18 protein-coding genes are annotated in these 20953 nt (G+C 64.6%); 12 read left to right on the top strand and 6 right to left on the bottom strand.

Annotated elements, in window-relative coordinates; translation table 11 throughout:
• The first annotated feature begins 213 nt into the window (after positions 1-213).
• Positions 214-663, top strand: a complete 450-nt coding sequence (locus tag VNT59_RS05770) for a hypothetical protein (protein ID WP_325497368.1) — start codon at positions 214-216, stop codon at positions 661-663.
• On the opposite strand, the gene VNT59_RS05765 is transcribed toward VNT59_RS05770, so the two are convergent.
• Genes VNT59_RS05765 through VNT59_RS05755 form a run of 3 tightly spaced genes read right to left on the bottom strand, consistent with a single transcriptional unit; the run spans position 635 to position 3177 of the window.
• A complete protein-coding gene (locus VNT59_RS05765; protein WP_325497367.1) occupies positions 635-1066 on the bottom strand; it encodes a very short patch repair endonuclease in 432 nt (143 codons plus the stop codon). The two genes, VNT59_RS05770 and VNT59_RS05765, sit on opposite strands and share 29 nt — an antisense overlap.
• Before the next feature lie 3 nt (positions 1067-1069).
• A complete protein-coding gene (locus VNT59_RS05760) occupies positions 1070-2017 on the bottom strand; it encodes an Eco29kI family restriction endonuclease (protein ID WP_325497366.1) in 948 nt (315 codons plus the stop codon).
• 2 nt (positions 2018-2019) lie between these two features.
• Positions 2020-3177 (bottom strand): DNA cytosine methyltransferase, encoded by a 1158-nt coding sequence (locus tag VNT59_RS05755; protein ID WP_325497365.1) that lies wholly within the window; start codon positions 3175-3177, stop codon positions 2020-2022.
• Positions 3178-3626: 449 nt separating this feature from the next.
• Here VNT59_RS05755 and VNT59_RS05750 point away from each other — a divergent pair, with 449 nt between their 5' ends.
• From VNT59_RS05750 to VNT59_RS05735, 4 genes are all read left to right on the top strand, one after another.
• Positions 3627-5735, top strand: a complete 2109-nt coding sequence (locus VNT59_RS05750; RefSeq protein ID WP_325497364.1) for a helix-turn-helix transcriptional regulator — start codon at positions 3627-3629, stop codon at positions 5733-5735.
• A gap of 18 nt (positions 5736-5753) precedes the next feature.
• On the top strand, positions 5754-6509 hold the full coding sequence (locus tag VNT59_RS05745; protein WP_325497363.1) for an FRG domain-containing protein: 756 nt from the start codon (positions 5754-5756) through the stop codon (positions 6507-6509).
• Positions 6506-7588 carry a DUF262 domain-containing protein gene (locus VNT59_RS05740; RefSeq protein WP_325497362.1) on the top strand — a complete coding sequence of 361 codons (1083 nt, stop codon included), beginning with the start codon at positions 6506-6508 and terminating at the stop codon, positions 7586-7588. The genes VNT59_RS05745 and VNT59_RS05740 overlap by 4 nt, the downstream gene beginning before the upstream one ends.
• A gap of 152 nt (positions 7589-7740) precedes the next feature.
• Positions 7741-8043 carry a hypothetical protein gene (locus VNT59_RS05735; protein WP_414708344.1) on the top strand — a complete coding sequence of 101 codons (303 nt, stop codon included), beginning with the start codon at positions 7741-7743 and terminating at the stop codon, positions 8041-8043.
• Between the two features lie 234 nt (positions 8044-8277).
• Here VNT59_RS05735 and gyrB read toward each other — a convergent pair whose 3' ends face one another.
• From gyrB to dnaA, 3 genes are all read right to left on the bottom strand, one after another.
• A complete protein-coding gene (gyrB, locus tag VNT59_RS05730; protein ID WP_325497361.1) occupies positions 8278-10965 on the bottom strand; it encodes a DNA topoisomerase (ATP-hydrolyzing) subunit B in 2688 nt (895 codons plus the stop codon).
• 118 nt (positions 10966-11083) lie between these two features.
• Positions 11084-12190: a DNA polymerase III subunit beta gene (dnaN, locus tag VNT59_RS05725; RefSeq protein WP_325497360.1), complete on the bottom strand. Its 1107-nt coding sequence runs from the start codon at positions 12188-12190 to the stop codon at positions 11084-11086.
• A gap of 162 nt (positions 12191-12352) precedes the next feature.
• A complete protein-coding gene (gene dnaA / locus VNT59_RS05720; protein ID WP_325497359.1) occupies positions 12353-13765 on the bottom strand; it encodes a chromosomal replication initiator protein DnaA in 1413 nt (470 codons plus the stop codon).
• A 229-nt stretch (positions 13766-13994) separates the two neighbouring features.
• Here dnaA and rpmH point away from each other — a divergent pair, with 229 nt between their 5' ends.
• The 7 genes from rpmH to VNT59_RS05685 all read left to right on the top strand — a co-directional run bounded on the left by rpmH (position 13995) and on the right by VNT59_RS05685 (position 20761).
• A complete protein-coding gene (gene rpmH, locus VNT59_RS05715; RefSeq protein ID WP_027101598.1) occupies positions 13995-14129 on the top strand; it encodes a 50S ribosomal protein L34 in 135 nt (44 codons plus the stop codon).
• Positions 14130-14167: 38 nt separating this feature from the next.
• Positions 14168-14587 (top strand): ribonuclease P protein component, encoded by a 420-nt coding sequence (locus VNT59_RS05710; protein ID WP_325497358.1) that lies wholly within the window; start codon positions 14168-14170, stop codon positions 14585-14587.
• Complete coding sequence (gene yidD / locus VNT59_RS05705) at positions 14584-14862, top strand: membrane protein insertion efficiency factor YidD (RefSeq protein ID WP_325497357.1); 279 nt, start codon at positions 14584-14586, stop codon at positions 14860-14862. Before VNT59_RS05710 ends, yidD begins: the two co-directional genes overlap by 4 nt.
• On the top strand, positions 14859-16565 hold the full coding sequence (gene yidC, locus VNT59_RS05700; protein ID WP_325497356.1) for a membrane protein insertase YidC: 1707 nt from the start codon (positions 14859-14861) through the stop codon (positions 16563-16565). Before yidD ends, yidC begins: the two co-directional genes overlap by 4 nt.
• Before the next feature lie 108 nt (positions 16566-16673).
• Positions 16674-18089, top strand: a complete 1416-nt coding sequence (gene mnmE, locus VNT59_RS05695; protein ID WP_325497355.1) for a tRNA uridine-5-carboxymethylaminomethyl(34) synthesis GTPase MnmE — start codon at positions 16674-16676, stop codon at positions 18087-18089.
• Positions 18090-18185: 96 nt separating this feature from the next.
• Entirely contained in the window at positions 18186-18662 is a 477-nt protein-coding gene (locus VNT59_RS05690; RefSeq protein WP_325497354.1) for a (2Fe-2S)-binding protein, read from the top strand.
• Positions 18659-20761, top strand: a complete 2103-nt coding sequence (locus VNT59_RS05685) for a xanthine dehydrogenase family protein molybdopterin-binding subunit (RefSeq protein ID WP_325497353.1) — start codon at positions 18659-18661, stop codon at positions 20759-20761. The genes VNT59_RS05690 and VNT59_RS05685 overlap by 4 nt, the downstream gene beginning before the upstream one ends.
• Positions 20762-20953: the final 192 nt, after the last annotated feature.

Here is a 20953-nt window from a genome sequence, read left to right as displayed (position 1 = left end):
GCCAGGAGACTGCTGCGTCTACTGCTCCTATGGCACCGTGCCCTGCCCGCCGATTCAGGAATCAGGTAAACGCGCCCCCTGCTGCGGCTGACGCGGCCGAACGCATAGCTCTCGTCAAGAGGGGATAGCCAGCCGCTCACGGAAAAACTCAATGGTCGACGGGGAATCGACATTGCCGCCGTTGCATACAAGGCGCTGCTCCTGGACCTCAGCATGAGTACGGCTGCGAATGAAGATGTACTCATTAAGCTGTTCAAGCAATCGCACTCAGGCCTCTGGAACGGCAAGGGCTTCGGACCTAAAGATCCCGGCAAGGAACGGGACACGACCAAGCCAAGCTGGTTTGATGAGCACTACCCAATTATCGAGGATTACCCTGTCGACGGCCTTTCCGACTTCCTAAGCCTGAAGGAACTGCTCGAAACGATGAAGGAGAAGTTGCCGTACGTCTTCAGGTACAAGGTACCGAAATCCGAGCTTGGTCGCGCGATTAACTTGAGAGGCGTTCAGAGGCGAGCAGATCACCTACTGCAAAAAGCGGTGGTCTCGCTCGGGGCGGGCTGGCGTGGAACCATCATCAGTTATGGCATGCTGCTGTACAAGAGCAAGAAACAGTACCCGCATGGGCGGGTGATCACGTCCCGATCGCCGCGGCTGCCTTAGGTCTCAAGCTACGGATCTGTGTGGCAAGCCGCTCGAGTCTCTCCGCACTTTTCGTTTCGCACTCCCAGACGACAATTACGGTCCACCCTAGTGCGGCTAATTGTCGCTCCTGCCGTTGGTCACGCTCCGCGTTGGCCGCGAGCTTCGGGCCCCAGAAATCAAGCCTGCTCTTAGGAAGGCGGGCGGCGACACAGTTCTCGTGGCGATGCCAAAAGCAGCCGTGCACGAAGAGAGCCACGCCGCGAGACGGAAAGACCAAGTCCGGCGCGCCCGGAAGCCGCCGGTCGTGGAGAACGTATCTCAGACCAGCTGCGTGGAGCGCCCTACGCACGCGCATCTCGGGCTTGGTGTCTTTCGACCGAACCAACGCCATTTGAGCTGAGCGCGCCGGATCGACTGCCATTGCCTACTCCAAGGGAAGCTGCCCCTCGCTCACCTCCCTCGCGACTGCGTCGTCGTCGGCGACTTCTTCACCCGGGCTCATAGCTGCATTTTGGGCGAATGCCACCAGGATGTCTCGGACGACGCGCCCACGGCTGTGATACGGGCTGTTCGCCTGCAAATGGTCTTCGATACGCTGCACGATTACCTCGGGCGACATCTTGTCCTCGAGATCCTCGTGCATCGCCCATTCGCGGCCAGGGTGCATCACGTCCCAGGGAGACCGACGATTCCGCCTGGTTGTCGCCGCGTCCCCGTGCTTGCTGATTCCCCAACAAATGCCGAACTCCTTGTTCCAAATCGGTTTGAAGATGCCGATCAAGTGGGTTTCCGCGACAAGCTGCGCGTTGGTCGAGCATACGAGCCTTCTGCACTCGAAGTCCTCGACCCGAAGCGGGTATCCGAGCCCTTGCCGCTGCGCATACTCTCCGACCGTCTTGATCATTCTGCGATGGTCCGCGAGCCTCCCATAGAGCTGGGGCCCCTGCTCCCTTGAGGTTCGAGCGTCGGGCTGCTGCGGATCAGCCTTGCCGACGTAGATCGGCGTTTCCGAGCGGGAAAGTCGCGTGTACGCAGGATGATTTCCGCGATAGTAGATGGCATAGACGCCTGAGCCGTACGTCCTGGCGATTCGATCCAAGCGAACCCGCTCTTGCGCGATGAGCGCCAGCGCGACTAAGCGACCGGCAGTCTCCGGATTCGATGGATCGAAAGAGGCGCCCGGCTCCTTAATCGGATCCAAGTCGACCCGGAAGCGCTCGATTTCGCCGGCGATGGTGAGCAGTTCCGCCATCGCCCGGTTAGCGGCAGGCTTGGCAAGTTTGGGAAGCAACTGCTGCAGCCGCCCCAACTGCTCTTTGAGTTCGCTTAGAACGACCTCTTCAGTACGAACCCGCCTCGCGATTCGGGTCATATTTAGGCGGCCAACCGATCTCCGCGCGACGTCATGAGGTTTTCCGCCATCCAGCGCCCAAGCGCCTCCGCGAGCTGGGAAGGAACAGCGTTGCCCAGCTGGCGCATGCTTTCGCTCCACGAGCCGGGGAAGTGATAGGCATCCGGTAGGCCTTGCAGCCGCGCGGACTCCCGAATAGTGAAATAGCGGACGCTTCCATCGTCTCGCACCATCATATTTTCGCCACCGGGGACGCCGTGGTCGCCGGCCTTGAGCGCCTTTGCCGGTTGATCTAAGGGACTTCCCGTGTGGCCGGGGTAGACGCGAGCTCCGTCCTGGAAGACGTGATTTGCCTTGCCGGTAGGCTCACCCAACCCGGCTAACGCGTCGCGGACGGTGACCCAAGGCTTTCCGGCGGGTTCAATCTGCTTCGTTCGAAACCTAGCAACCAGCGGGCGATCCGAAGGAGCGATCGTCGATTCGTCGGGCACCGCTATGCCGTGTCTCTTCCAATAGGCGCCAGTGAACCACTGGTCCCATAGCAATCGTTCTTTGGAGTGCGTCGGTCGTGGAGCCTCCAAGTAGACGCCGAGATCGCTTCGAACGCCCGCGACGATCACTCGATGCCGCTTCTGTGGGGCGCCGAAGTCTGCCGCATTCACCTGCGCAACGACCACTTGGTACGCCTCTGGGGCGCGACGAGCCTCGAGTCGCGCCGTGTGGTTTTCATGGTTCTCCGCAGCTCGCCTGACCACCGACGGGTGCCGCAAGTGAGCGACGATCCACCTGAGGTAGTGGGCGAACATTGGGCGCGCGATACCGCGAACGTTTTCGAAAAGAAAAGCGCGCGGCTGGGCTTCGCGGACAGCGCGGATAGCTTCTGGCCACATGTCGCGAGCGTCCTGCTCGCCACGGTGCTTGCCACCAATCGAAAAGGGTTGGCAAGGAGGCCCACCAGCGACTAAGTCGAGGCCGCCCGAAAATTGTTGCCACTCAGCGTCGCGAACATCGCCGCGTTCCAGCGGCCACTCCTTGACGTGCCGCACGCCTCGCGCCCGGTTGTGGTGAACGGTGGCCACGGCCTCCTCGTTCCACTCGATCATCAAGTCGTGGTGAAAACCGGCGCGAGAAAGCCCTAGCGCCAAGCCCCCACACCCACTGAATAACTCAACACTTCGCATGTCGCGCTCCAAAACTAGTACACCGATGCGAAAACCTCGGCGCGTGATTCACGGCTTGCGCCTCGTGGGATCTGCTCTTCCCTCAGCAGGGCGGACGAAAAGGCTCGATTGGCGACCCTCGAGATGCTGGTCCGCATAGCTGCGCATGAACTCTCGAAGCACATCAGATCCCTGTCGACCTTCGGCCCGGCAGGCGTTCTGAAATGCGTCGCGCAAGTCCTTTTCGAGCCGAATGCGAAGCCCGACGTCTTTGGATGACACCGCCTCATCTTATCGAGTGGATACACGGGTGTGTATCCATATTTTACCTGATCGTTTATACAGTAGATCGAGGTAAAGCGCCAGCGTCGCACAAAATCACGAACGCCGACCGTTTCGTCCGCACAATTGCAGAAATATAGACTATCATTGCCGCATAATTGCTGCAAAGCCAACCACGGCACCTCACCATGTCGACCCCGATCCCCACCTCCATCCTCAAGCACGCGCGTGATGCGGCCGGCATCAGTCAAACGCAGCTGGCGTCGCGGCTTAAGGTCACGCCCAGCGTGGTGTCGCGGCTTGAATCCTCCGATCAGGCAGACGCGCAAATGGCGGCGCGTTACTTGGCAGCCGTGGATACGGATTTGGCAAAGGAGGTCGTGCAGTTCTATCGACAGAAATGGCGACACATCGAGCGGCCGAGCTTCCTGCATCCGGAGCGTCATGTGCTCTGGCTTGCCGAAGAGGCGCTGCAATCGCTAGAGCGCTTCGAAGGAAGCGAGCAATTTGACGCGATCCTTCAGGAGCCGTTGAATCGTCTACGAAACCGAATCCTTACTGAGACGGAATTTATCCGACACATGGAACATGGAATCGGTTTCATCGGCGATATCGGGGTTGGAAAGACGACCGCTTTGTCGTTCGTGACGAACCTGCTCACCTCCGACAAGGAGTCAAAGCAAAGCGTGTTTCCGACCGGCAGTGGTCGGACCACGGTGTGTGAAGTGGCGATCAAAATCGCGCCCACATTCGGTATCGCGGTCGACAGTCTCGCGGAGGAGGAGATTCGCGCGCTAACAGTCGACCTCGTTCAGGGAATCAAGTCCGGGAAGGGCGGACTCCCCAGCGAACTAGAACGCGTGATCCGAAACATGTCCGATCTGCGGCGAATAATTCCCCGCGCGAAGCTACCCGGCGAACGTCCGAAGCCAAGCGACGCGTTGAAGGACCTGATCGACAAGACCGAGGATATGGATCAAGTCGTCGCCGAGGTCATATCGAGGATGCGGCTCGACGCGCGAACGCAAGAACAGATGATCCTCTCGGAAAGTGCCGAGAACAGCATGCAATGGCTGGCCAGCAACATCGCGAAGATCAACTACGGCCAGCATCCGAACTTCTCCGTGCCGCAGCGTATCACCGTGTTGCTGCCGCTCAACGTACTCAGGGACACGCCGTTTAGGCTGAGTGTTATCGACACCAAGGGGGTCGAGGGGACCACGCAGCGACCGGACTTGAAGGCGCAGTTCGACGACCCCAGGACGGTGACGGTTCTCTGCTCGAAGTTTTCAGACGCGCCTGGCACCACTCCACTTTCGATCGTCCGCGAAATCATCGATTCTGGCTCCGACGCAATCGACGCGGAAAGAATGTGCCTGCTCGTGCTGCCGCGGGAAGACGAAGCCACAAAGATCATCGACGACTCGGGCACTAATCCAACAACAGCCGAGGAAGGGTACGCGGTTCGCGAGAATCAGGTCGAGCAGCAGTTCATGAACGAGGGGCTGCCCTCGATTCCCGTTAACTTCTTCAACGTGGGGTCCGACAACCCGGAGGAAATCTGGGCTTGGCTGATCTCGCGCATCCACCGGGTCCGAGCGAATAAGGTCGTCAGAATTGAGCGCCTCGTCAGCGCCGCAGCCGATCTAATCTCGAACAGCGATATCGCAAAGACCAGACAGGCGCGCCGAACGATCGCGGAGACCATGGAGCAGGCCGCAAGGCGCTTCAGCGAGCCTCCCGGCGTAATTCGTCCTGCTCACCAAAACTTGGTCGAACAGGCGAAAAAGGGACACCAAAGTTCTATCGCGGCATCCGTCAACAGGCGTGGTAAGTGGGAAAACTTCCAAGTTGCGCACATCCTCGGGGTAGGCGTGAGAAACGATGCCAACTTGCGAACGCGCGAGACCGTTATCCGCCTTGACGAGCAGTTGCAGGGTCTTAAGGAAAAGTACGCGCACCTCCTGGACGTGAAAGAGTTCGTTCAATCCGTGCAGGACGATTTGACAGAGTGGCGACAAGAATTCCTCGCTCGTTCCGCTCTGATCGGCCGCGTCTCGTACAGCCCGTATCTCGACAATGCTACCGAGATGTGGAACGATTGCGCGCACCGCTACGGCGCCGGATCCGGCTATCGGGTTGACGTGGCGGACATCTTCCAAACCCATTTCGAGGAAGATGACGAGGCCCAGGCGGCAAAGGAAAAAGTGGAGGCCGCCTTGGCCAACGCTTGGATCGACCTCGTCATCGAGCGGCTTCGCGCGGCCGTCGCTCACACGGAAGAAAAGGCCACGTAGCATGAGGAGGAACTGCTCGTGATACTCGACGCATCGTTTGCAAGTACAGCCGAATTTCTTCAAGTGCTCTCGGAGCTATCGGCCAAGATCGGCGAGGAAGCGGTCTGGTTCAGGGGGCATTCCAGCAGCTCTTACAAGCTCCTGCCTTCGATCGCCAGAAATCCGACAGCCCTGCAGCGGGAGGCGCTACTTTCTAAAAGGTTCAAACAAAACGCGTACCCGTTCCGTCAATCGCCACCGCAGAGCGAATGGGAATGGCTGTTCCTCATGCAGCACTTTGGCGTGCCTACCCGGTTGCTAGATTGGACTGAGAGTCCTTTGGTCGCCCTGTATTTCGCGGTGAATGGCTCGGCTGAGGAGGAAACGGATGACGCGAACATCTGGGCGCTCTTGCCAGCCAAGTACAACTATGAAATTCCTCGGATCCAGCCCGTGGTTTCGGTGGATATCCCATGCTTCGGGGTGGATGGGGTTCTAGACGACTACCGGCCCGACCAGATCGCCCTTGAGCGAATGAGCAATAAATACCCGGTCGCCGCAATCGCCCACCGGCAAAACGAACGGATAATGGCTCAGCTGGGTGTGTTCACCATAATGCATCGCGACATGACTCCGCTCGAGGCGCTCGCGCCGGAGTACCTCGCGCGGCTCACGGTCCCCGCAGCTGCGCGACAGCAATTACGAGCGGAACTCCGGGCTCTGCGAGTGACGCAACTGACCCTCTTCCCCGAACTCACGAGTGTGGCTTCGGTTACCAAGGACCTGCTGAAATGAGCGACTTTCGCCTTGGCACCATCCCGAGCAGCTCGATTCTTCATCTCTATTCGCTGCGGGATAGCATCTGGTTCGACCCCCCATATCAGCGCGCCAGCGACGTTTGGCCACCCGAAAAACGGCGGCTCTTGATTGACTCGATCCTCAACGGATACGACGTTCCCAAGCTCTACTTTCACGAATTCTTTCCAGCGAAGGTGATCGGCGGAAAAAAATACAAGTACGCCATCGTGGATGGAAAGCAGCGCCTCGAAACGATATTCAAGTTCATCGAGGGCAAATTCGCCTTGTCCGAAGACATCGAGTTTATAGCGGAGCCTACCCGCAAGCTCGCCGGATTGACGTACGCGGAACTCGCCCGTGAGTACCCCGACCTGAAGACGCGGTTCGATGGCTTTAGCCTTCCTATCATCTCGATCCTGACAGAGGATACTGAATTGATCGAGGATATGTTCTCCCGTCTCAATGAGGCGGTACCGCTAAGCGCGGCCGAGAAGAGAAATGCACTCGGAGGAGTTGTGCCGATCATGGTCCGCGACATGTCTCGGCACACGTTCTTCACGGCAAAACTGCCTTTTGAGAATCGCCGCTACCGGCATTTCGATTTGGCCACTAAGTTTCTGTTGCTGTCAGAGAAGGATCATTTGATAGATACAAAAAAGCGACAGCTCGACGAATTCGTAAAGTCCCATCGAGAAGACAATGAGCTGATCACGCTCGCCACGGCTAAGGCTGTGGCGGTGCTGGATGCAATGGCCGCAGTATTCGTTGATGACGACCCACTACTTCGTTCCGTTGGCAGCGTCACCATCTATTACTACCTATTCATGGACGCCATCAACAATGAATGGAAGTCGCCGATCACTCGATCAGCTCTGGATAAGTTCGAACAGATACGTCTGAAGAATCGCGCCGATGCTGAGCAGGAAATGGGAACTCCGGATTTTCACTTGTTGGAATACGACAGGTTTGCCCAGAGCCCGAACGACGCGGTCGCTCTCAGATACAGGTACGCAGTCCTTCGGGCGCATGTGGGCCCTGAGAAGGGAAGACCGACCATCCCCTCAGACGAGGACTAGCGAATTGGAGTTCAAGCAGCCGGCGCGGATTTCTGTGAACCCCGGAGGGGACCCGCCAACGCACGCTGCCACGGTTACGGCTTAACTCTGGTACTTTTTCGGTCTAACTTTGGTGCTGCCCAACGGGCGAGATCTCGCTGGGGCTCCACGGCGTGCTGTTCCTTGACGAACTGCCCGAGTTGCCGCATGCGTCGCCCGAAGCCCTAGAGACCGCCGCATCAAGTCTCGTTGCCCCTCCAGCGCAAGATTTGTCGACAGCTTATCTTTTGCTGGCGACAGGATTTGTTTTTCTGGGCAGCATAGCACCTCTCCGGTGCGGGTTTGGGCTACTCGGACCCGACTTTCCTCACAACGAGCAGATCTCGGTCAACCGGCGGAGGTGCGGCGACCCTCCGGGATTCGCCAAGTCGGCGGGTAATCGTCGTCACCACGAAGGTCGCACAGCGAGGGAGTAGCGGCAACAAAAGGCCAGCAATCCGCTCCGCTGAGCCTAGCCGCAGGCGGCCACGCGCGGTGAGCCGCTCTCGCTTGTGGCAGGTCGGCATCCCACGAGTCTTTCGGGGCGCTCCCAGAGGACGGCGAAGCGGAGGCGTGTCCTTCTAGGCAGAAAGCCAGCTATTTCCGCGAATTCAGTCCAGCTATTTCCGCAAAGGTCCAGCGAATTCGGTGTCCTCGCACGAGCTACACCACTACACGTCAATGTTCGCCGCCCGCAGCGCATTGGTCTCGATGAAATCCCGCCGCGGCTCCACGTCATCCCCCATCAGCATCGTGAACACGCGGTCCGCCTCGATCGCGTCGTCGATCTGCACCTTCAGCAGGCGCCGCACCTGCGGGTCCATCGTGGTTTCCCACAGCTGCTCGGGGTTCATTTCGCCCAGGCCCTTGTAGCGCTGGCGGCTGGTGGAACGCTCGGCTTCGCCGATCAGCCAGCGCATCGCCTGGCGGAAGTCGCCCACCTTTTCTTCCTTGGCCTTCTCGCCTTCGCCGCGCACGACCTTGGCGCCGTCGTGCAGCAGACCGCGGAAGGTGGTCGCGGCCTCGGCCAGCGCCGCGTAGTCGGCGCCGTGCACGAAGTCCTGCGTGATCACGCTGCTCTTCACGTTGCCATGGTGGCGGCGGCTGATGCGCAGGATCGGCTTGTCGGTGCGGGCGTCGAATTCGCCCGCCACTTCGGCCGGCGCCTGGTTGTTGGCCCGGTCGAGTTCCTGCAGCTTTTCCTGCAGCGCGACCGCCGATTTCTCGGCGTCGGCCACGGTGTCCAGGTTCAGGCTCACGCCGTCGGCGATGGCGCGCAGCGCTTCCGCGTCCATGTAGCCAGAGAGCCGCTCGATCACCGCCTCGGCCACCTGGTGCTTGCGCGCCAGTTCGGCCAGCGTCTCGCCGGCGATGACGGTGCCGTTCTCGCCGGCAGCCGCGTCACCCTCGGGTGAGGCTCCAGTGACGACGCGGGCGCCTTGCAGCGCGATGCGCAGCAGGAAGCGATCGAGCTCCGAGCCGTCCTTCAGGTACAGCTCCTCCTTGCCGGCCTTCACCTTGTACAGCGGCGGCTGGGCGATGTAGATGTGGCCGCGCTCCACCAGCTCCGGCATCTGCCGGTAGAAGAACGTCAGCAGCAGCGTGCGGATGTGCGCGCCGTCGACGTCGGCGTCGGTCATGATGATGATGCGGTGGTAGCGCAGCTTGGCGACGTTGAAGTCGTCGGCGCCGCTGTCCTTGCCGTTCCCGTTGCCATTGCCGTCGCCCTTGCCGCCGCTCGCATTGCCGATGCCGGTGCCCAGCGCCGTGATCAGCGTCAGGATCTCATTGCTGGTCAGCAGCTTCTCGTAGCGCGCCTTCTCGACGTTCAGGATCTTGCCGCGCAGCGGCAGGATCGCCTGGAACTTGCGATCGCGCCCCTGCTTGGCGCTGCCGCCGGCCGAGTCGCCCTCGACGATGTAGATCTCGCACAGCGCCGGGTCCTTTTCCTGGCAGTCGGCCAGCTTGCCCGGCAGGCCCATGCCGTCGAGCACGCCTTTCCGGCGTGTCATTTCACGCGCCTTGCGCGCCGCCTCCCTGGCGCGCGCGGCCTCGATGATCTTGCCGACGATGATCTTGGCGTCGTTCGGGCGCTCCTGCAGGTAGTCGCCCAGCGTGCGCGCCACCACGTCCTCGACCGGCCCGCGCACCTCGCTGGAGACCAGCTTGTCCTTGGTCTGGCTGGAGAACTTCGGCTCCGGCACCTTCACGCTCAGCACGCAGGTCAGGCCTTCGCGCATGTCGTCGCCGGTGACTTCGACCTTGGCCTTCTTGGCCAGGTCGGTCTCCTCGATGTACTTGTTGATGACGCGCGTCATCGCGGCGCGCAGCCCGGTGAGGTGGGTGCCGCCGTCGCGCTGCGGGATGTTGTTGGTGAAGCACAGCACCTGCTCGTTGTAGCCGCTGTTCCACTGCATCGCCACTTCGACGCCGATGTTGGTGTCCTGGTCGCTCTGGCGATCACCCACGGCGTGAAACACGTTGGGGTGCAGCACCTGCTTGCCCTTGTTGATGAAGCCCACGAAGCCCTTCACGCCTCCGGCGCCCGAGAAATCGTCGGCCTTGCCGGTGCGCTCGTCGAGCAGGCGGATGCGCACGCCGTTGTTCAGGAACGAGAGCTCGCGCAGGCGCTTGGACAGGATCTCGTAGTGGAAATCGCTGTTCTCCTTGAAGATCTCGGTGTTGTCCGGCAGGAAGTGCACCTCGGTGCCGCGCTTGTCGGTGTCGCCCAGCACCTGCATCGGCGACACCTCGACCGGGCCGTCCGCCGTCTGCACCGTCTCGACGATGCGGTTCTGCACGAAGCCGCGCGAGAACTCCAGCACGTGCACCTTGCCGTCGCGCCGCACCGTCAGGCGCAGCTTCTTGGACAGCGCGTTGACGCAGCTGACGCCCACGCCGTGCAGTCCGCCCGAAACCTTGTAGCTGTTCTGGTTGAACTTGCCGCCGGCGTGCAGCTCGGTCAGGGCGATCTCGGCGGCCGAGCGCTTGGGCTCGTGCTTGTCGTCCATCTTGATGCCGGTCGGAATGCCGCGGCCGTTGTCGACGACGCTGACCGAGTTGTCGCTGTGGATGGTCACCACGATGTCGTCGCAGTGGCCGGCCAGCGCCTCGTCGATCGAGTTGTCCACCACCTCGAACACCAGGTGGTGCAGGCCGGTGCCGTCCGAGGTGTCGCCGATGTACATGCCGGGGCGCTTGCGCACGGCTTCCAGGCCTTCCAGGATCTGGATCGAGCCCTCGCCGTAGGCCTCGCTGGCGCCGGCCTGGTTGGCGTCGATCGCCGGCTGGAAATTCGAGCTTTCCTCACCTCCCGCACCCACGTGGACCTGGTTGCTCTGCTGGTTCTCTTCGGACATAGACACTTGGCTTCCCTGCAAACTCGCGCTTTTCGCAATCTCTCTGAATGGACCAAACCCGCCAGGACGGCGGGTCGGCCATACGCGGACGCGGCCCGCGGGCCGCGTGATCGTCCGTCTAGATCCTCATCGGCATCACCACGTACTTGAAGGTGGAGTTCTCGGGAATGGTGATCAGGGCCGAGCTGTTGGCATCGGCCAGTTCCATCTTCACCATCTCCTGGTCCATGTTGGCCAGCGCGTCGATCAGGTAGCTCACGTTGAAGCCGATCTCGATCGAATCGCCGCCGTAGTCGATGTCGAGCTCGTCCACCGCTTCTTCCTGCTCGGCGTTGTTGGAGGCCACCCGCAGCGTGCCCGGCTCGAGGTTCAGGCGTACGCCCTTGAACTTCTCGGAGGTGAGGATGGCGGTGCGCTGCAGGCTGGCCAGCAGCGGCGCCCGGCCCAGCGTGACCGAGTTCTTGTGGTTCTTCGGGATCACGCGGTTGTAGTCGGGGAACTTGCCTTCCACCAGCTTGGTGACGAACTCCATGTCGCCGAAGCTGAACTTGGCCTGGTTGCCGGCAAACTGCATCTCGATCGCGCCTTCGGCGTCGGACAGCAGGCGCTGCAGTTCCAGCACCGTCTTGCGCGGCAGGATCACTTCCTGGCGCGGCACCTCGACATCGAGGGTCGAATTGGCAAAAGCCAGGCGGTGGCCGTCGGTGGCGACCAGGCTCAGCTGCTTGCCCTCGGCGACGAACAGGATGCCGTTGAGGTAGTAGCGGATGTCGTGCACCGCCATGGCGAACGACACCTGGTTCAGCAGGTCCTTCAGCGTCTTCTGCGGCACGCTGAACACCGGGCCGAAGCTGGCCGATTCCTGCACCAGCGGGAAGTCCTCGGCCGGCAGCGTCTGCAGCGTGAAGCGGCTCTTGCCGCCCTTGAGCACCACCTTGTTCTGGCTCGACTCGAGCGAGACGGTCTGGTCGCTGGGCATGGTGCGCAGGATGTCGATCAGCTTGCGCGCGCCCACCGTGGTGGTGAAGTTGCCGGCGTCGCCGCCGAGTTCGGCGGTGGTGCGGATCTGGATCTCGAGGTCGCTGGTCGTCAGCTGCAGCGAGCCGCCGGTCTTGCGAATCAGCACGTTGGCCAGGATCGGCAGGGTGTGGCGGCGCTCCACGATGCCGGCCACCGACTGCAGGACCGAGAGCAGTTTTTCTTGCGTTGCCTTCAGGACGATCATGTCAACCTCTTCTCTCTTGTTTCTTGATTCGAATCCGGGGTGGCCAGCGGGGACGCCGTCCCACTGTGGACAACCGACATTTTCCCCTTTTTCATCAGGCACTTTTCAAGCGCCGATCCCTGCTTCCGGGCTGCTGGCCGGGGGCGCCCGTTCAGGCTCACGTCAGCCTTTCAGCGTCTGTTCCAGCACGTGCAACTGCTGATTGAGCTCGGTCAACTGCTGCCGCTCGCCCGAGATCTTGCGCACGGCGTGCAGCACCGTGGTGTGGTCGCGGCCGCCGAACAGCTCGCCGATCTCGGGCAGGCTCTTTTGCGTCAGTTCCTTGGCCAGGTACATCGCGATCTGGCGCGGCCGGGCGATCGAGGCCGGGCGCTTCTTGGAGTACATGTCGGCGACCTTGATCTTGTAGTAGTCGGCCACCGTCTTCTGGATGTTCTCGACCGAGATCTGCCGGTTCTGGATCGACAGCAGGTCGCGCAGCGCCTCGCGCGCCAGCTGGATCGAGATCTCCTTCTGGTTGAAACGCGAATAAGCCAGGATCTTGCGCAGCGCGCCTTCGAGCTCGCGCACGTTGGAGCGCACGTTCTTGGCGACGAAGAAGGCCACCTCCTCCGGCATCTCGGCGCTCTCGGCCCGGGCCTTGTTGATCAGGATCGCCACCCGCATCTCCAGCTCGGGCGGCTCGATGGCCACCGTCAGGCCGGAGTCGAAGCGCGAGATCAGCCGCTCGTGGATGTCCGCCAGCCCCTTGGGATAGGTGTCGCTGGTCATCACGATGTGGCTTTTCTTGGCCAGCAGCGCCTCGAAGGCGTTGAAGAACTCTTCCTGGGTGCGGTCCTTGTTGGCGAAGAACTGGACGTCGTCGATCAGCAGCAGGTCCAGCGAGTGGTAGCGCTCCTTGAATTCGTCGAAGGTCTTGCGCTGGTAGGCCTTAACCACATCGGAGACGAACTGCTCGGCGTGGATGTAGAGAACTTTGCTGCCGGGCTTGTCCGCCAGCAGCTTGTTGCCCACCGCGTGCACCAGATGGGTCTTGCCCAGCCCGACCCCGCCGTAGATGAACAGCGGGTTGTACAGATGCCCCGGCGTGCCCGAGACGTGCATCGCGGCGGCCCGCGCCATCCGGTTGGCCGAGCCCTCGACCAGCGTGTCGAAGGTCAGGGCGGTGTTCAGGCGGTTCTTGAACGCCGCGGCGCCGGCGTCGTCGGCCAGCTCGGGCGGCTCGGCGGCCCGAACCAGCTCGGTCGTGGCGGGACCGGTGTAAGACCTGGCGGGCGCTTCCCGCGCAGCGAGTGCTAACTCAATTTGTACCGGCTGGCCGTAGATCTTCTCCAGCAGGCCGCCGATGCGACCGGCGTACTGCGCCCGCACCCAGTCCAGCTTGAACCGGTTGGCCACGAAGATGGTCACCTTGGAGAGGTCGTCGGAAACCTGGGCGGCCAGCGGCTTGATCCAGGTGTTGAACTGCTGCTCGGGGAGCTCCTGCGCCAGTTGCTCGATGCAGGCCTGCCACAGGCTGTCGCCTGCGCTCTGGCGGCTTTCCGCCGCCAGGCTGTTGTGCTGCCCCTCACTCATTGTTGGCTGCTGCCTCTGTGGATATTTTTCATTCTGGGAGCAGCGCATTCTAATTTATCAAGGCCTTATCCACAAAGCCGTTCGCGCAGCAAGGCTGAGCCTCGCACGGCGCGAAAGTGAGCGCTCCGTGCGCCGCTGAACGGCCGGCGGCCGGGCCGGGACTGTATCCCATGCGTTGCCGGCCGGCGCGAATTCCGCGATAATCGTGGGTTTCCCTGAGAACCACACCATGAAACGCACCTACCAACCCTCCAAAGTGCGCCGCGCTCGCACCCACGGCTTCCTGGTCCGCATGAAGACCCGCGGCGGCCGCGCCGTGATCAACGCTCGCCGCGCCAAGGGCCGCAAGCGCCTGGCCGTCTGAGCCAGCCACCCGCTGGCCAGCCCACGCGGCGCACCGCAGTGCAGCGGCTGAAGACCCGGGCACAGTTCGAGGCCGTGATGGCTGGCAGCACTGTTTCCCGAACCGCGCACTTCGCGTTGCATCGCCGGGAACTGGATGCGCCGCAGGCGCCCGCCACAGGGCCTGAATCCGGGGGACCGCGGTCCCCAGGAACCCGGGCCCTGTTTGCCGTCCGTGAAGCATGGATCGGCGCGATGGTCCCCAAGCGGTGGGCCAAGCGGGCCGTCACGCGCAACACCATCAAGCGTCAGATCTACGCCGTGAGCCAGGCTTTCGAACCCCGGTTGGCCGTGGCCGCCCACGTGGTGCGGCTGCGCGCGGGGTTCGACCGCCAGCGCTTCCGCAGCGCCACCTCGGAGGCGCTGAAACAGGCGGTCCGCGGCGAGCTGCAAGAGCTGTTCGACCGGGCAGCGCCATGAGCCGCGGCCTCCTCATCGCCCTGGTGAAGGGCTATCGGCTCCTGCTCAGCCCCTGGTTGGGCTCGGCCTGCCGCTTCACGCCCACCTGCTCCGCGTATTCGCTGGAGGCGCTGCAGCGCCACGGCGCCGGCGGCGGCACCTACCTGACGCTCGCCCGCCTCGTGCGCTGCCATCCGTGGTGCGACGGCGGCCACGACCCGGTCCCCGACCGCGTGCGGCCGCCCGGCTTCCTGACGCAGCTGGTCTCCCCTCTTTCCAAGAAAAAGTCTTCATGAACGACATTCGCCGCACCATCCTGTGGGTGATCTTCGGTTTTTCCATGGTGTTGCTGTGGGACCAGTGGCAGGTCTACAACGGCAAGCAGGCCACCTTCTTCCCGGGCAGCAAGCCCGCGGCGACGGCCAAGGCGCCCGCCGCCGGCGCCTCGAGCGTCCCCCCGAGCAGCACCGTCGCGCCCAGCACGGTCCCGCCCGGCGCCGCGCCCACCGCGGCGGCCGCCTCGCCGGCCGCCGTGCCCGGCACCGCCAACGCCCCGACGCCGGCGTCGCAGAAGATCGTCGTCACCACCGACTTGCTGCGGGTCACCTTCGACACCGAAGGCGGTTCGATCGTGGGCACCGAGTTCCTCAAGGAGAAGGCCGACCACGGCGCCAACTTCGTCCTGCTCGAGGAAAGCGCGCTGCGCAAGTACGTGGCCGAGTCGGGCCTGATCGGCGGCAACTTCCCCAATCACAAGACCGTGATGAGCTTCAGCGGCGACAAGGAGCTCAAGGACGGCGCCAGCGACCTGGTGGTCAAGTTCGAGTCGCCGGAGCAAAGCGGCGTCAAGCTGGTCAAGACCTACACCCTGCGCCGCGGCGCCTACGACATCGCGGTGCGCCACGACGTCATCAACACCGGCAGCGCGCCGGTGGCGCCGCAGCTGTACGTGCAGCTGGTGCGCGACGGCGGCAAGCTGGCCGGCGAGTCGTCCTTCTATTCGACCTTCACCGGCCCGGCGGTCTACACCGAGCACAGCAAGTTCCACAAGATCGAGTTCGGCGACATCGACAAGAACAAGGTCGAGATCGACAAGGAAGCGAGCAACGGCTACGTGGCGATGGTGCAGCACTACTTCGCCAGCGCCTGGATCATTCCCGAGGGCGTGAAGCGCGAGCTGTTCGTGCGCAAGGTCGACGCCAACCTGTACGCGGTGGGCATGATCGCGCCGGTCGCTGCCATCCCGCCCGGCGCGGCCAAGGCGGTGGAGGCGAAGTTCTTCGCCGGCCCGCAGGTCGAGACCATGCTGGAGAAGGTCGCGCCCGGCCTGGAGCTGGTCAAGGACTACGGCTGGCTCACCATCCTGGCCAAGCCGCTGTACTGGCTGCTGACGCAGTTGCACGGGCTGCTGCACAACTGGGGCTGGGCGATCATGGCGCTGGTGCTGGTGATCAAGATCGCGTTCTACTGGCTGCAGGCCAAGGGCTACGAGAGCATGGCCAAGATGAAGGCCATCAACCCGAAGATCATGGCCATGCGCGAGCGGCTGAAGGACAACCCGCAACAGATGCAGCAGGAGATGATGCGCATCTACCGCGAGGAGAAGGTCAACCCGATGGGCGGCTGCTTCCCGATCATGATCCAGATCCCGGTGTTCATCGCGCTCTACTGGGTGCTGCTGTCCAGCGTCGAGATGCGCGGCGCGCCCTGGATCGGCTGGATCCACGACCTGGCGGCGCCCGACCCGTTCTACATCCTGCCGCTGGTGATGACCCTCACCACCATGCTGCAGACGGCGCTCAACCCGGCGCCGCCGGATCCGATGCAGGCCAAGATGATGTGGATCATGCCGCTGGCCTTCAGCGTGATGTTCTTCTTCTTCCCGGCCGGCCTGGTGCTGTACTGGATCACCAACAACGTGCTGTCGATCGCCCAGCAATGGCTGATCAACAAGCGGATGGGCGTGCCGCCGCAGTTCAACCTGCCCAAGTTCAGGTAAGGACCGGACGGGAACACGGGGGCCGCGCAAAGCGGCCCTTCTTCTTTGGTGCGCGGCCGGCGCGCCGCTGGCCCGCGCGCGGCCAGCCGACACGCGACAATCGAGACCATGCTCCCGCGCCACTCGGACCCCATCGCAGCCATCGCCACCGCGCCGGGCCGCGGCGCGGTCGGCATCGTGCGCGTATCCGGCCAGGGCCTGGCCGCGCTGATCGAAGCCGTGTGCGGCCGGCCGCTGAAGCCGCGCGAGGCCACCTACCTCGGCTTCCGCGCCGCCGACGGCAGCGCGATCGACCAGGGGCTGGCCCTGTTCTTTCCGGCGCCGAACTCCTACACCGGGCAGGACGTGCTGGAGTTGCAGGCGCACGGCGGCCCGGTGGTGTTGCAGCTGCTGCTGGCGCGCTGCCTGGAAGCGGCCGCCGAATCGGACGGAGTCGGCCCGCGGCTGCCCGGGCTGCGCCTGGCGCGACCGGGCGAGTTCACCGAGCGCGCATTCCTCAACGACAAGATCGACCTGGCCCAGGCCGAGGCGATCGCCGACCTGATCGACGCCAGCACCGAAGCGGCGGCGCGCAGCGCCAGCCGGTCGCTGGCCGGCGAGTTCTCGCGCGAGGTCCGGCAGCTGCGCGACGCGCTGATCCACCTGCGCATGCTGGTCGAGGCGACGCTCGACTTTCCGGAGGAAGACATCGACTTCCTGCAGCAGGCCGACGCCCGCGGCCAGCTCGCGCGCCTGCACGAGGCCGTGGCCCGGGTGCGCCAGCGCGCGCGCCAGGGCGCCTTGCTGCGCGAAGGCATCAAGGTGGTGATCGCGGGCCAGCCGAACGCCGGCAAGAGCTCGCTGCTCAACGCCCTGGCCGGGGCCGAACTGGCGATCGTGACCCCGGTGCCGGGCACGACCCGCGACGTGGTGAGCGAGACCATCCAGATCGAAGGCGTGCCGCTGCACGTCATCGACACGGCGGGCCTGCGCGACAGCGAGGACCACGTGGAGCGCATCGGCATCGAGCGGGCCTGGGGCCAGATCGAGGCGGCCGATGCCGTGCTGTTCCTGCACGACCTCACGCGCGCGGCGGCGAGCGACTACCGCGCCGCCGACGAGGCGATCGCGCGCGGGCTGACCGAGAAACTGCCGGCCGGGGTGCCCGTCATCGACGTCTGGAACAAGCTCGACGCCGCGCCGAAAGGCGGCGCCGCGGCGGCGGCCGACCGCGAGCGCGTGAGCCTGTCGGCCAAGACCGGCGCCGGGTTGGACCGGCTGCGGCGCAAGCTGCTCGAGGTCGCGGGCTGGCAGTCGGCGCCCGAAGGCGTGTACATCGCCCGGGCGCGCCATGTGCAGGCGCTGGGCCGGGTTGCACAGCACCTCGAGCTGGCGAGCGCGCAGCTGGACGCCCGCGCGCCCGCTCTCGAGTTGCTGGCCGAGGAGCTGCGGCTGGGACAGAACGCGTTGAGCGAGATCACCGGCGAATTCACCTCGGACGACCTGCTGGGCGTGATCTTCTCGAGCTTTTGCATCGGCAAGTGATCCACGGCCGGGCTGCCGGCCGCGACATCTTGACGCCAGTCATGGCATTGCCCAAGCGGCGATCCAGGATGAATGTTGTTTGTCGTGGGGCGCCACATGAAGAGCACTTACCGGTTCCGCCTCAACGGGCGGCCTGCCGCGCTCGAGAGCGAGCGCGACGCGACGCTGCTGTGGGCGCTGCGGACCCAGCTCGGACTCACCAGCGCTAAGTACGGTTGCGGTGAGGGCCTGTGCGGCGCCTGCGTAGTGATCGTCGACGGCCGCGCCGTGCGCTCCTGCACGACCGGCGTGGCGGCGATCGCGGGCAAGGACGTGCTGACCGTCGAGGGCCTGGCCGCGGGCGGCCGGCTGCACCCGCTGCAGCAGGCCTTCATCGAGCACGGCGCGCTGCAGTGCGGCTACTGTACGCCGGGCATGCTGCTCTCGGCCTATGCCCTGCTGCGGCGCAATGCGGCCCCGACGCGCGAGCAGATCGTCGCCCACCTGGACGGCAACCTGTGCCGCTGCGGGGCGCACCAGCGCATCGTGGCCGCCGTCGAATCGGCCGCGCGCCAGCTGGAAGGAAGAGCATGACGAGTGCTCCTGGCCTCAGCCGGCGCGCGTTCTGCCGTGCCGTCGGCGGCGGCATAGCCGTCCTGGTGGCGGCCAATCCCGCCGTGCTGGCACAAACGGCGTCCCGCCTCTACCCCGAGGACTTCAACGCCTACCTGGCGATCGGCGGCGACGGCCGCGTCACCGTGTTCTCCGGCAAGATCGAGATGGGCCAGGGCGTGCTGACCTCGCAGGCGCAGATGCTGGCCGAGGAACTCGGCGTGCCGCTGGCCGCGGTCGACATGGTCCTGGGCGACACCGACCGCTGTCCCTGGGACATGGGCACCTTCGGCTCGCTGACCACCCGCATGTTCGGCCCGGCGCTGCGCGCCGCCGGTGCGCAGGCGCGCGCCACGCTGCTCGCACTCGGGGCCGCCCGGCTGAAGGTCCCCGCCGCCCGGCTCCAGGCCGGCGACGGCAAGGTGTGGGTGGCCGGCGACCCGAACCGGCACGTCAGCTACGCCGAGCTGGCCCGCGGCGCCCGCCTGACGAAGATCGTCGACGGGCCGGCGCTCCTGCGCGCCGCGGCCGAATTCCAGGTGATGGGGCGCTCGCCGCCGCGGCTGGACGCCCAGGACAAGGTGACCGGCGCCGCGCGCTTCGCCGGCGACCTGCGGCTGCCGGGCATGCTCTACGCGCGCCTGCTGCGGCCGCCCGCGCACGGCGCGACGCTGCTGCGGCTGGACCCGAGCGGCGCGCAGGCCGTGCCCGGCGCGCGCGTGGTGCAAGCCGGCGAGCTGGTCGCCGTGCTGCACCCCGATCCCGAAGGCGCGGCTGCCGCCCTGGCCCTGGTCAAGGCGGAGTGGCAGCGGGCCGCGTCGCCGCTGGACCAGGACAACATCTTCGACCACCTGGTCCAGGCTTCCGACGCGCGGCGCACCAGCTTCAGCCGGGGCAGCCTGGCCGACGGCCGCGGCAACGCGGCCCGGGTCTTCGAGCGCGTCTACCGCAAGGGCTACGTCGCGCACGCCCCGATCGAGCCGCACACGGCGTTGGCGGACGTGCGCGGCGGCCGGGCCACCGTGTGGGCGTCCACCCAGACGCCCTTCCCCACTCGCGACCTGGTCGCCAGCGCGCTGGGACTGCAGCCGCAGGAGGTGCGGGTGATCACGCCCTATGTCGGCGGCGGCTTTGGCGGCAAGAGCGCCAGCCGGCAGGCGGTGGAGGCGGCCCGGCTGTCGCAAGCCGCCGGCCGGCCGGTGCAGGTGGCGTGGACGCGCGAGGAGGAATTCTTCTTCGACACCTTCGATCCGGCCGCCGTGGTCCAGCTCGTCTCGGGCATCGACGCCGGCGGCCGCATCGCGCTCTGGGAGGCGCTCGTCTACGGCGCCGGCGGGCGCGGTTCGGCCCTGGCCTACGACATTCCTCATGCGCGGGTGACGATCGCCAGCAGCAGCCGGCCCGGCCTGCATCCGTTCGCGACCGGCCCGTGGCGCGCGCCGGGGGCCAACATGAACGTCTTCGCGGTCGAGTCGCAGATCGACCTCATGGCGAGCGCCGCCGGCGTCGACCCGATCGAATTCCGGCTGCGCCATCTGAGCGACCGGCGCCTGCGGCGGGTGCTGCAGACCGCCGCCACTGCCTTCGGCTGGAAGAGCCAGCCGGCGCCGTCGCGCCGCGGCGTCGGCGTGGCCTGCGCCATCGACGCCGGCAGCTGCGTCGCCTCGATCGCCCAGCTGCGGGTCGACGCCGCCAGCGGCGCGATCGCCGTGGACCGCATCGTCTGCGCGCAGGACATGGGGGTGGTGGTGAACCCGGTCGGCGCGCAGATGCAGATCGAGGGCGGCCTGGTGATGGGGCTGGGCTACGTGCTGAGCGAGGAGCTGCGCTTTGGCGGCGGTGCGATCCTCGATCGCAATTTCGACACGTACCAGTTCACGCGCTTCGCGGGCGCGCCGCGCATCGAGGCCGTGCTGGTGAAGAACGACGAGCTGGCGCCGCAGGGTGGCGGCGAGCCCTCGATCACGACCACCGGCGCGGTGATCGCCAACGCCTTCTTCGACGCCACCGGCGTGCGCGTGGCGCGCCTGCCGATGACGCCGCAGCGCGTGCGCGCCGCGCTCGCCGGCGCCAATCCGTAACGGCTGTGCCGGACCGGATAGGATGGCGGCCTGTGCGGCGTGGCCGGGCCGCCCATCTTGACGTAGGTCAACCCATTCGACGGCGGCGCCGCGTGCCGCCGTGGTCGCCGGGTAAACCCGCGTCGGGCCCGGCCGCGAATTCAGGTATTTTGATGCCGGAATAACCGTGCTTGCTTTTAACTACACCAGGAG

The sequence above is a fragment of the Ramlibacter sp. genome (assembly GCF_035554825.1).
Classification (GTDB): Bacteria; Pseudomonadota; Gammaproteobacteria; order Burkholderiales; family Burkholderiaceae_C; genus Ramlibacter.
The sequence above is the reverse complement of the archived record's forward strand: the minus strand, read 5'-3'. Positions and strand labels throughout refer to the sequence as shown.

Excerpts from the sequence above, each read along its gene's own strand:
- VNT59_RS05770 (WP_325497368.1), top strand. The coding sequence starts at position 214 with ATGAGTACGGCTGCGAATGAAGATGTACTCATTAAGCTGTTCAAGCAA.
- VNT59_RS05765 (WP_325497367.1), bottom strand. The coding sequence starts at position 1,066 with ATGGCAGTCGATCCGGCGCGCTCAGCTCAAATGGCGTTGGTTCGGTCG.
- VNT59_RS05760 (WP_325497366.1), bottom strand. The coding sequence starts at position 2,017 with ATGACCCGAATCGCGAGGCGGGTTCGTACTGAAGAGGTCGTTCTAAGC.
- VNT59_RS05755 (WP_325497365.1), bottom strand. The coding sequence starts at position 3,177 with ATGCGAAGTGTTGAGTTATTCAGTGGGTGTGGGGGCTTGGCGCTAGGG.
- VNT59_RS05750 (WP_325497364.1), top strand. The coding sequence starts at position 3,627 with ATGTCGACCCCGATCCCCACCTCCATCCTCAAGCACGCGCGTGATGCG.
- VNT59_RS05740 (WP_325497362.1), top strand. The coding sequence starts at position 6,506 with ATGAGCGACTTTCGCCTTGGCACCATCCCGAGCAGCTCGATTCTTCAT.
- gyrB (WP_325497361.1), bottom strand. The coding sequence starts at position 10,965 with ATGTCCGAAGAGAACCAGCAGAGCAACCAGGTCCACGTGGGTGCGGGA.
- dnaN (WP_325497360.1), bottom strand. The coding sequence starts at position 12,190 with ATGATCGTCCTGAAGGCAACGCAAGAAAAACTGCTCTCGGTCCTGCAG.
- dnaA (WP_325497359.1), bottom strand. The coding sequence starts at position 13,765 with ATGAGTGAGGGGCAGCACAACAGCCTGGCGGCGGAAAGCCGCCAGAGC.
- rpmH (WP_027101598.1), top strand. The coding sequence starts at position 13,995 with ATGAAACGCACCTACCAACCCTCCAAAGTGCGCCGCGCTCGCACCCAC.
- yidD (WP_325497357.1), top strand. The coding sequence starts at position 14,584 with ATGAGCCGCGGCCTCCTCATCGCCCTGGTGAAGGGCTATCGGCTCCTG.
- yidC (WP_325497356.1), top strand. The coding sequence starts at position 14,859 with ATGAACGACATTCGCCGCACCATCCTGTGGGTGATCTTCGGTTTTTCC.
- mnmE (WP_325497355.1), top strand. The coding sequence starts at position 16,674 with ATGCTCCCGCGCCACTCGGACCCCATCGCAGCCATCGCCACCGCGCCG.
- VNT59_RS05690 (WP_325497354.1), top strand. The coding sequence starts at position 18,186 with ATGAAGAGCACTTACCGGTTCCGCCTCAACGGGCGGCCTGCCGCGCTC.
- VNT59_RS05685 (WP_325497353.1), top strand. The coding sequence starts at position 18,659 with ATGACGAGTGCTCCTGGCCTCAGCCGGCGCGCGTTCTGCCGTGCCGTC.